Source organism: Synechococcus sp. CS-1332 (genome assembly GCF_025127995.1).
Lineage (GTDB): Bacteria > Cyanobacteriota > Cyanobacteriia > PCC-6307 > Cyanobiaceae > Cyanobium.
Genome location: NZ_JAHLYP010000039.1, coordinates 67294 through 77315, shown reverse-complemented (window position 1 = coordinate 77315; position 10022 = coordinate 67294). Strand labels below are relative to the sequence as shown.

Here is a 10022-nt window from a genome sequence, read left to right as displayed (position 1 = left end):
GCGCGGCGGCGGGCGATCGCCAGCGGCGCGGCGGCCGCATCGAGGCCCAGCACCAGGCCGCCGGGGCGGACGCGGGAGGCCAGCACCAGGGCCAGATCGCCGGTGCCGCAGCAGAGATCCAGCAGGCGCTGGCCGGGACGGGGACGCAACCACAGCACCGCCTGCCGTTTCCAGAGGCGGTGCAACCCCAGGCTGAGCAGATCGTTCAGCTGGTCGTAGCGGGGGGCAATGGCATCGAACAGATCGCTGATCTGCCCGGGGTCAACTCTGGCCAAAGCGGGTGATCATCGAGTCATCCCAGGGCAGCACGATGGCATCCAGGCTGACGCCCGCCGGTTCGAGGTCGGGGGCCGTCAGGCCACGGGCCTCGAGGCGGACCGGGCTGGTGAAGGTGAGCACCATCACGGTGGCCAGGCCGACGGCCGCCGAGCAGACCATGCAGCCGGCCAGCATCAGGGAAAATTCGCGTCGGTCGGTGGCGGCCTGCATCAGCTGCAGCGCCCAGGCCACAAGGGCGATCACCACGACCACCAGCACCAGTGCGATCGCCGTGAACACGGGCGTTGGCAGGAGCAGGAAGGCGTTCACCGATGCACCACGATCCACGAAGGTTCCCAAATGTTACGGCGGATGAAGCACGTGATGCGATCGGCAGCGTCGCTGGCCACCTCAGGCCGTGGGCAGGAGGGCAAGCAGGGGGCGAATCGGCAGGCCCCGCCGCAACAGATCCAGCTTGATCTCCTCCACCGTGAGCACCCCGTCATGGAGCAGGGAGGCCAGCAGGGCCGCCGAGGCCCCGGCCACCTCAAGGGCGGCGGCGATGTGATCGATGCAGCCGGCGCCTCCGGAGGCGATCACCGGCACCTCCACGGCCTCGACCACCGCCCGGGTGAGGGCAAGATCGTATCCCGCCTGGGTGCCGTCGCCGTCCATGGAGGTAAGCAGGATTTCGCCGGCACCGAGCGCCACCACGCGACGGGCCCAGGCCACCGCGTCCAGGCCGGTGTTCTCCCGCCCACCCTTGACGAAAACATCCCAGGCCGGGGGGGCCTCGCCATCGGAAGCACGGCGGCGGGCATCGATCGCCACAACGATGCACTGGCAGCCGAAGAGATCGGCACCGGCCGTCACCAACTCCGGAGTGCGGACCGCGGAGGAATTGAGGCTCACCTTGTCGGCGCCGGCCCGCAGCAGCTCCGTGATGCCGCCGACGCTGACGATGCCACCGCCGACCGTGAAGGGGATCGTCACCGCCTCGGCGGTGCGTTGAACCATCTCGACAAGGGTGGCGCGGCCCTGGTGGCTGGCGGCGATGTCGAGGAAAACCAGTTCATCGGCGCCGGAAGCGCTGTAGCGGCAGGCCAGCTCCACCGGGTCGCCGGCATCCCGCAGACCCACGAAGTTGACGCCCTTCACAACCCTGCCCCCGGCCACGTCCAGGCAGGGGATGATCCGTTTGGCAACCACGTGTTCACTGTTAAGGTTGCGCCACTTTCTACTCGCGCCGGACATGACCCAGGCTGGCATCACCATCGGCTCGAAGGTGCGGGTGACGCGCGTGCGCGATCGGATTCCGGCCGGGTTGGTGGCGGCCCTCAAGGCCGATGCCACCGGCACGGTGAAGGATTTCCGCGTCACCGATGGCACCGGAATCGGCGTGGTGGTGGAGCTGAGCGGCGGCACCACCACCTGGTTCTTCGATGATGAGATCACCCCCGCCTGAGACGGCCCACCCATGAGCCAGAGCCCCGAAACCAACGCCGGATCGCCAGGCGTTTCCGGTGGCGCCCGGCAGCTGCTCGGCATGAAAGGCGCCAGCGGTAGCAGCAACATCTGGAAGATCCGGCTGCAGCTGATGAAGCCCGTCACCTGGATCCCCCTGATCTGGGGAGTGATCTGCGGAGCGGCGGCGTCCGGCAACTTCCACTGGACCCTGCCGGAGGTAGGGGCCTCGGTGGCCTGCATGCTGATGAGCGGCCCCCTGCTGGCGGGCTACACCCAGACGATCAACGACTACTACGACCGCGAGATCGACGCGATCAACGAGCCCTACCGGCCGATTCCCTCCGGTGCGATTCCCCTGGGCCAGGTGCGGCTGCAGATCGTGGTGTTGCTGCTGGCGGGTCTGGCCGTGGCCTGGGGTCTGGATGTCTGGGCCGGCCACAGCACCCCGGTGCTGCTGCTGCTGGCCCTGGGCGGGTCCTTCGTCAGTTACATCTATTCGGCGCCACCGCTGAAGCTGAAGCAGAACGGTTGGCTGGGCAACTACGCCCTGGGCGCCAGCTACATCGCCCTGCCCTGGTGGGCCGGCCAGGCCCTGTTCGGCCAGCTCACCTGGGCCACCGCCCTGCTCACCCTGGCCTACAGCCTGGCCGGGCTGGGGATCGCCGTCGTCAACGACTTCAAGAGCGTCGAAGGCGACCGGACCCTGGGTCTGCAGTCGTTGCCGGTGGTGTTCGGCATCGAGAGGGCCAGCTGGATCAGCGCCGGCATGATCGATCTCTTCCAGCTGGCGATGGTGGCGGTGCTGATCGCCATCGGCCAGCACTTCGCCGCCGTGTTGCTGGTGCTGCTGATCGTCCCCCAGATCACCTTCCAGGACATCTGGCTGCTGCGCGATCCCGTCGCCTTCGATGTGAAGTACCAAGCCAGCGCCCAGCCATTCCTGGTGCTCGGCATGCTCGTGACGGCCCTGGCCATCGGCCACAGCGACCTGACCCTGCCATGACCAAGGTGGGCCCGACCACGGCCACCACCGGCCCCCGTCAACCGGGCGAAGCACCGACCAGCCGTCCCTCGCCACGCTCCAACTGGCGCCTGCTCGGACCGGCCCTGGCCGCGGCCGCCGCCGGTGGCCTGGTGGCCCTGGGCCAGACAACCCTGGTGCGCAGCCTCGACGGATTTCTCCCCGACGCCGGCCGCATCAACAGCTTCAACCGGCCGGGGACGGTCACGATCCTCTCCTCCGACGGCCAGGTGGTGCTCAAGAAGGGTCCGGCCACCCGGGAGAAGCTGCCGGCCGGCAAGATGCCACTGCTGCTCCAGCGCGCCTTCGTGGCCGCCGAGGACCGCCGCTTCTACCAGCACGACGGCATCGATCTGCTCGGCATCAGCCGGGCCATGCTGCGCAACCTGCAGCAGGGTGCGGTTGAGGAGGGCGCCAGCACGATCACCCAGCAGCTGGCCCGCACCGTGTTCCTGAGCCAGGACCGCACGATCGTGCGCAAGCTCAAGGAAGCGGCGCTGGCCGGGAAGATCGAGCGCCAGCTGAGCAAGGCGCAGATTCTCGAGCAGTACCTCAATTACGTGTACCTCGGCTCCAGCGCCTACGGCGTTTCCGATGCCGCCTGGATCTACTTCTCCAAACGTCCCGACCAGCTCACCCTGCCGGAAGCCGCCATGATCGCCGGCCTGCCGCCGGCCCCATCGGTGTATTCACCGCTGGTGAATCCGGAGGTGGCCCTGCGGCGGCGCTCGGTCGTGCTGGGGCGCATGCGGGAGGCGGGTTTCATCGACGACGCCCAGCTGGAGCGGGCCGAGGCCGCCCCCCTGGCGCTGAAGCCGGCCGAACCGAAATTCTTCTACAACCCGGCCCCCTGGTACACCAGCTGGCTGGAGCAGGAGTTGCCCAAGGTGCTCAGCAAGGAGCAGCTGGAGGTGGGGGGCCTCACCATCCGCAGCGGCCTGAATGCGGCCTGGCAGGTGGAGGCGCAGAAAACAATCGACAGCTACGCCACCGGCAGCATGGAGGGGGCCCTGGTCGCCATGGAGCCCGGCACCGGCCTGGTGCGGGCGATGGTGGGCGGCAAGGACTGGGAGAAGACCCAGTTCAACCGGGCCTCCCAGGCGCTGCGCTCGCCGGGATCCACCTTCAAGCTGTTCATCTATCTCACGGCCCTGAAACTGGGCATGAAGCCCGAGGACACGGTGGTCGATTCGGCCCGTTGTTTCGGCAGCTATTGCCCCAAGAACTTCGGCAACCGGTACATGGGCTCGGTGAGTCTGGCCACGGCGTTGCAGAACTCGCTCAACATCGTGGCGGTGGGGCTGCTGCAGAAGCTGGGCTACGACCCGGTGATCGCCACCGCCAAGAGCCTCGGCATCCACCGGGAGCTGGGGCGCTATCTGTCGATGGCGATCGGCTCCAACGACCAGACGGTGCTCGACATGACGGCGGCCTACGCGGCGCTGGTCAACCGGGGGGTGTACATCCAGCCGCTGCCCTTCGAGGAGATCTTCGGACCGGACGGGGAGCTGCTCTGGTCACGCCGGGCCAACGGCCCCCGCGGCACCCGAGCGGTGAGCAGCGACATCGCCGACGCGATGGTGTGGATGCTGCAGCAGGTGGTGCAAGGTGGCACCGGCGGCGGCGCCGCCCTGGCCGACCGGCCAGTGGCCGGCAAAACGGGCACCTCCGAGGGGGCCCGCGACCTCTGGTTCATCGGCTCGATCCCCCAGCTCACCACCGGCGTCTGGCTGGGGTACGACAACAACCAGGGAACCGGCACCACCAGCGTCCTGGCCACCTATGCCTGGCGGACGTTCATGGAACCGGTGACCAAGGGGATGCCGGTGCAGAAGTTCCCGCCCAAGCCCGTGCTCACCGGCAGCTTCAAGCCGGTGCGCAGCCAGAAGCCGTCCCAGGCCGACGCCATTCCCGACTCCGGGGGCGATCGCGGCAGCCAGCGCTGGGAACCACCGCCGCAGGAGCCCAGCCGCACCACCCCCCCCGCCCAGGAGCTCCCCAGCGAACGGCCACCGGCCGACAGCGAGCCAGCGCCACCGGCAGCGCCGAACAATCCCGTGGCCGCCCCCCGCTCCCGCGATGCGGCCATGCCGCCGCCAGCCCCTCCGGCCGACGTGCCCGCTCCCCTGCCGCCACCGCCCCCCGTCGCCGCACCACCACCGCCTTAAGCGGGCGCCTGCAACACCGCCGCATAGAAGCCATCGCCGCCACCGCGTTCCCCCGCCGGGGGTTCCGGCCACCACTGGCGTTCCTCCAGCAGCGACAAGCCGGGGTGGGCCGCCAGCAACGCAGCGATCAGGCCGCCGTTCTCGCGCGGTTCCACCGTGCAGGTGGCGTAGACCAACCGGCCTCCGGGGGCCAGCTGGGGCAGCAGCGCCTCCAGGAGCTGGCGCTGCAGCAGCACCAGGCCGTCGATGGCCTCCGGGGTGATCCGCCAGCGGGCATCCGGATGGCGGGCCAGGGTGCCCAGGCCGGAGCAGGGGGCATCGAGCAGAACGCGATCAAAAGTGCCCTGCCAGTGGGGCTTGGCTTCGGCGGGGGCGGTGGCGTCGAGCGCCAGGGAGCGAATGCAGGTGAGTCCGAGGCGCTCGGCGTTGCGATCCAGGCGCCGCAGGCGGGCTTCGGAGCGATCGAGCGCCCAGAGCTCGCCTTGGTCGCCGATCAGCTCCGCCAGGTGGGTGCTCTTGCCGCCCGGGGCGGCGCAGGCATCGAGGATCCGCTGGCCGGGCTGGGGATCGAGCAGCGGGGCGATGGCCTGGGCGCTGCGGTCCTGCACGCACCAGAGTCCGTCGGCGTAGCCGGGCAGGTCGCGAGGGTCGCCGACCCGCTCCAGCAGTGTGAGGCCGTGGGGCGCGCCGGGCAGGGCGCGGGCGGCCACGCCGGCGGCCGTGAAGCGCTCCAGCAACGCGTCACGAGTGGTGCGCAGGGGGTTGGCGCGCAGGTCGAGGGCCGGCACCGCGTTGCAGGCCAGGGCGAAGGCCTCGGCCCGCTCTGGCGGCAGCCAGCCCAGCAGCTCGGCGCTGAGCCAGGGGGGCAGGGAGCGGCGCAGGGCCAGGGCGGCGGCGGCATCGGCCGGCAACGGCAACCCGTCCCAGGGTTCCGCACCGGCCAGGCTGTCCCGCCGCCGCAGCAGCGAGCGCAGCATCCCGTTCACCACCGGCGCCAGCCGGCCCAGCCCAACGCGCTTGGCCAGCGCCACGGTGGTGCTCACCGCCGCCGCCGCCGGCACCCGATCACTGAACAGCAGCTGGTAGAGACCCACATGCAGCAACCAGCGCAGGGCCGGCGGCTGGCGCAGGGCGGACACCTTGCCGAGGGCGTCGATCCAGCCATCCAGCAGCAGCCGCTGGCGGATGGCGCCATAGGCGATCTCGGTGGCCAGGCCGCGGTCGGCCGCCGAAAGGCCACCGCCCGTGCGGGCCAGGGAAGCCAGCTCCCGCTCCAGGGCGGCATCGGCGTAGGCGCCGGCCGCGACGGCCTGGAGCACCTGCCAGGCCAGCTGCCGGGAGGCCAGGCCGGGAATGGTGTCGCCGGGGACGGTGTCGCCGGGAACAGTCTCGCTGGCGTGAATCGGCGGGCTCCCGAGACGGTTCACTCCTTTGTACAGGAGGGCTCGGCAAGCTCCAGCGGGGGACGCCAGCGGTGCCGGGCCAGGGGCAGGCGGCCGTCGGCGGCCACGGCGATGCCTTCGGCCAGCAGCAGCTGCCGCTGCATCCAGTCGCTGCCCTCACGGCCGGGACTCATCGCGATGCGCCCCTGGGCATTCACCACCCGCTGCCAGGGCACCTCCGACGGCAGCGGCAGGCGCCGCAGGGCCCAGCCCACCTGGCGGGCGCAGCCGTAGGCCCCGATCAGCTCAGCCACCTGGCCGTAGGTGGCCAGCTGACCGTGGGGGATGCGCCGCACCATCGCGTAGACGCGGCTGTCAAAGGGACGCTCCGTGACCGCAGCAACCCTGGACATGGCCGTACAGCTGGCAAGGTCGATGATGGCGTTTTACCAGGCCCATGCCGCTGCTGCCCCGCCGCTTCGAGCGCCTGCGCGCGGTGCTCGATCGCCGCATGGGCGATCTGACGGTGCTGCTGGAGCATGTGGACAAGCCCCACAACCTCTCGGCGATCCTGCGCAGCTGCGATGCCGTGGGGGTGCTCGAAGCCCATGCCGTGAGCCTCAAAGGGCGGGTGCCCACCTTCAACCGCACGGCCCTGGGCAGCCAGAAATGGGTGGCGCTGCACCGGCACGAGCGCACCACCGACGCCATCGCGCTGCTGAAGGCCGACGGCTTCCGCCTGTACGGCACCCACCTGGGGGCCGACGCGGTGGACTACCGCGACTGTGATTTCACCGGACCCACGGCCTTCGTGCTGGGGGCGGAGAAGTGGGGGCTGGGCGAGGCCACCGCCGCTGCGATCGATCAGGCGATCGTGATCCCGATGGCGGGGATGGTGCAGTCGCTCAACGTATCGGTGGCGAACGCGATCCTGCTGTTCGAGGCCCTGCGGCAACGGCAGGCGAAGGGCTGCCTGCCCAGCCACGGAGAGGGGCTGGCCCCGGAGCGCTATGGGCCGCTGTTGTTTGAGTGGGCCTACCCCCAGGTAGCCGACTGGTGCCGCCGCGAAGGCCGCCCCTACCCCGCCCTCAGCCCCGAAGGCGCCATCCTCGAGGAGCTTCCACGGGGGGTGCGTCTGCGCTGCTGATCGGACCGCCATCGAAGCGGGCGGCGGTGGGCAACCAGAAGGTGAGCGCCAGGGCCAGGATCTCCAGCAGCAGCTGGCGCCCCCCCAGCAACACCACCAGCACGGCCACGACGGCCAGGAACTTCTGGAAGACACTCCAGACGTCATCCGGGGTGTTGCCGCCCTTGATCCAGAGATAGACGGCCGAGGCCAGCAGGACCAGATCCAACCACCAGGGCATTGCCGGAGCCAGCACTCCGCAAAACGCTACAGGAGAAATCCGATGTCATGGATTCGGCACGCCAGCGTGACGATGGATCTTCAATTCGATTGAATTAGGATCGATTCTGCCTCGCCGGCCGGTCCCGCCGCCTGGGAAGGCTGAAAGAAGCCAAACGATGGCAGCTGAGCCGCCACTGGACACGAACAGCACCGGGACACGACGCCTTTGCCTTCCTTGGCCAGCGATCAGGGCAACCCAGACGAATGCAACGCCCGACAGTCCGTCGTCGCCGAGGGAATTCAGCACCTGAAGGCCAATCAGCTGCCCGAGGCTGAGTCCTGTCTTCGCGCCGCCCTCGGTGAGGCCCCCGAGGATTTGGAGGCGCTGTATTCGCTGGGAAGTCTTTGCTACAGAACAGACCGACTTCGGGAGGCCAGAAGCCTGATCGAAGCGGCGTTGCGCATCGATCCCCACGATGCGCGTGCGCTTTGCGGGCTTGGCGCCATCCACCATCGCCAGGGGAATATCCATGAAGCCATTGACTGCTTGACCCGCTCCACAAGCCTGCAACCAGACAATGCAGATGCGCAAACGAACCTTGGCTTGCTGCTGAAGGAGAACGGACGCTCGGACGAAGCCACCAGCCATCTGGAACTGGCCCTGGAGTTGAACCCACGCAACAGCAGCGCCGCCCGGCTTCTGGGTGTCATCCAGGGGGAAAAGGGCGACTACGCCTCCGCCCTGAAATACCTTCGACTAGCGAGGGACATAGACCCCTTCAATGTGGATTGCCTTCTCGATCTTGGCCTCAATTACTGGATTGCAAAGGATACCAATGGCGCCTATTCCGCATTTACCAGAGTAATTGAACTCGACCCCGAGAATATCCTCGCCCACCTGAATCTTTCCATGGTTCTTCTACAATCAGGAGAAAGGTTTCTTGGCTGGGAATTTTACGAATGGCGCCTGCATGCCAGCCGTCCTTCCCCCCTTTTAATCCAGGCGAACGGGGAGCGATGGGACGGCGCCCCCAACGCTGACATAAAGCTTCTACTGATCAGCGAGCAGGGGCTCGGTGATGTGCTGCAATTCATCCGGCTGGCACCCTTGATACGCAGCCGCGTGGCCAGCGTGGCCCTTTGCGTCCAGCAGAAACTAATCCCCCTGATTGAACAGGCTGGCCTGGTCGATCAGATGTTCGATCCCACCGAGGCCATCGCCCTGGAGGGGTATCACTGGCTGCCGCTGCTCTCGGTGCCCCGTCTGCTTTCGCTGCAGAACAGTCCAGCGGAGAGCTGCAACCAGACCTATCTGCGGGCTGATAAGTCCTGCGCGGAGCGCTGGAAAGCGAAGTTTTCATCAGATGGATCCCTGAAGATCGGTCTTCATTGGCAAGGCAATCCGGAGGCCGAGCAAGGGATCCTTTCCGGCCGCTCCATACCCCTTGAGCTGCTGTCCCCCCTTGCCGAGCTGTCAGGCGTTACTTTCCTCTCCCTGCAAAAGGGAGCCGGGACGGAACAGCTGGAATCCTGCAGCTTTCGCGACTCATTCATTGATCTTCAGGACGAGATCACCTCCACCATGAGCTTCACCGAGACAGCGGCGATCCTCGAAAGCTGTGATCTAGTCATCACCACCGATACCGCCCTCGCCCATCTCTCAGGCGGCCTCGGGAGGCCCACCTGGTTGCTGCTCCATCAGGTGCCCGACTGGCGATGGGGACTGCGCGGGGAACGGACCCACTGGTATCCGAGCATGCGGTTGTTCCGCCAGCGCAGGCCCCACGACTGGCCGGAGGTCATCCGACGGGTCAAACGCTCCCTTATCGGCATGGGTAATCAGTAAACAGCGTAGCTCTTCTCCTCCACCAGGGAAGATCCCATCAGGAGATTGATCTCCTGCTTCAGTTCAGCGCGCAGATCATTCGTGCGGTACACGGCTCGAGCCAGCTGCACAAACTCTGGGCCAAAATCCTGCCGCCGCTCATGGCCGCGGATCGCGTCTTCAATCTCCCAGAGCTGTTCATTCACCCCGGAAAGCCTGGCTTTCAGGCCCATGAGAGAAGCCGTATCCATCAACTTAGACTCCTCAACGATTGGCGCCAGCGATTCGATTTCATTCTGAATATTTCTACGCTTCTGGAGGTCCTTTATGCGGGTCCGCTTGATCTCGAGAATTGTCAGTTTATCGATCAGCTCACCCACGGAAACAGGCACATGAAGAAGCACATTGAAATCCTCGACATCTCACAACCATAACCCCATCAAGTTGACCAAAAGGTCCCGGTGCAGCCTTCCCGGGGCCCACGCGCCAGGTGCTTCATCCGTGAGACACCTCCACCGGAGTTCACCCGCCGCCGATCAACAGCCAGCGGAGG

Annotated in this window: 12 protein-coding genes; 5 read left to right on the top strand and 7 right to left on the bottom strand. The window is 67.5% G+C overall.

Features of this window, described 5'->3' with window-relative positions:
• The 3 genes from KQ305_RS08760 to hisF form a co-directional block, all read right to left on the bottom strand.
• On the bottom strand, positions 1-275 hold a 275-nt coding region (locus tag KQ305_RS08760; RefSeq protein WP_259725030.1), incomplete at its 3' end, for a class I SAM-dependent methyltransferase.
• The gene (locus tag KQ305_RS08755) at positions 262-588 is read right to left on the bottom strand and encodes a hypothetical protein (RefSeq protein ID WP_259725029.1); all 327 of its coding nucleotides are present in this window, start codon (positions 586-588) and stop codon (positions 262-264) included. The genes KQ305_RS08760 and KQ305_RS08755, both read right to left, overlap by 14 nt.
• An 81-nt stretch (positions 589-669) precedes the next feature.
• Positions 670-1467 (bottom strand): imidazole glycerol phosphate synthase subunit HisF, encoded by a 798-nt coding sequence (hisF, locus tag KQ305_RS08750; RefSeq protein ID WP_259725028.1) that lies wholly within the window; start codon positions 1465-1467, stop codon positions 670-672.
• 43 nt (positions 1468-1510) lie between these two features.
• Between hisF and KQ305_RS08745 the strand changes: the two genes are divergently transcribed.
• Genes KQ305_RS08745 through KQ305_RS08735 form a run of 3 tightly spaced genes read left to right on the top strand, consistent with a single transcriptional unit; the run spans position 1511 to position 4914 of the window.
• Positions 1511-1723 carry a DUF2862 domain-containing protein gene (locus KQ305_RS08745; RefSeq protein ID WP_259725027.1) on the top strand — a complete coding sequence of 71 codons (213 nt, stop codon included), beginning with the start codon at positions 1511-1513 and terminating at the stop codon, positions 1721-1723.
• A 12-nt stretch (positions 1724-1735) separates the two neighbouring features.
• Entirely contained in the window at positions 1736-2728 is a 993-nt protein-coding gene (gene chlG, locus KQ305_RS08740) for a chlorophyll synthase ChlG (RefSeq protein WP_259725026.1), read from the top strand.
• Complete coding sequence (locus tag KQ305_RS08735) at positions 2725-4914, top strand: transglycosylase domain-containing protein (RefSeq protein WP_259725025.1); 2190 nt, start codon at positions 2725-2727, stop codon at positions 4912-4914. Before chlG ends, KQ305_RS08735 begins: the two co-directional genes overlap by 4 nt.
• Here KQ305_RS08735 and KQ305_RS08730 read toward each other — a convergent pair.
• Together KQ305_RS08730 and KQ305_RS08725 are read right to left on the bottom strand one after the other, a co-directional pair.
• Positions 4911-6317 (bottom strand): 16S rRNA (cytosine(967)-C(5))-methyltransferase, encoded by a 1407-nt coding sequence (locus tag KQ305_RS08730; protein ID WP_399231088.1) that lies wholly within the window; start codon positions 6315-6317, stop codon positions 4911-4913. The genes KQ305_RS08735 and KQ305_RS08730 overlap by 4 nt on opposite strands.
• Before the next feature lie 20 nt (positions 6318-6337).
• Positions 6338-6709, bottom strand: coding sequence for an MGMT family protein (locus KQ305_RS08725; RefSeq protein ID WP_259725024.1), 372 nt, complete (start codon positions 6707-6709; stop codon positions 6338-6340).
• 44 nt (positions 6710-6753) lie between these two features.
• On the opposite strand from KQ305_RS08725, the gene trmH reads away from it, so the two are divergent.
• Positions 6754-7443 carry a tRNA (guanosine(18)-2'-O)-methyltransferase TrmH gene (gene trmH / locus KQ305_RS08720; RefSeq protein ID WP_259725023.1) on the top strand — a complete coding sequence of 230 codons (690 nt, stop codon included), beginning with the start codon at positions 6754-6756 and terminating at the stop codon, positions 7441-7443.
• Here the strand turns inward: trmH and KQ305_RS08715 are convergent.
• Positions 7385-7651, bottom strand: coding sequence for a hypothetical protein (locus KQ305_RS08715; RefSeq protein WP_259725022.1), 267 nt, complete (start codon positions 7649-7651; stop codon positions 7385-7387). The genes trmH and KQ305_RS08715 overlap by 59 nt on opposite strands.
• Positions 7652-7879: 228 nt before the next feature.
• Here KQ305_RS08715 and KQ305_RS08710 point away from each other — a divergent pair, with 228 nt between their 5' ends.
• On the top strand, positions 7880-9490 hold the full coding sequence (locus tag KQ305_RS08710; RefSeq protein WP_259725021.1) for a tetratricopeptide repeat protein: 1611 nt from the start codon (positions 7880-7882) through the stop codon (positions 9488-9490).
• Here KQ305_RS08710 and KQ305_RS08705 read toward each other — a convergent pair.
• Entirely contained in the window at positions 9484-9849 is a 366-nt protein-coding gene (locus KQ305_RS08705; protein WP_259725020.1) for a hypothetical protein, read from the bottom strand. The genes KQ305_RS08710 and KQ305_RS08705 overlap by 7 nt on opposite strands.
• Positions 9850-10022 lie beyond the last annotated feature (173 nt).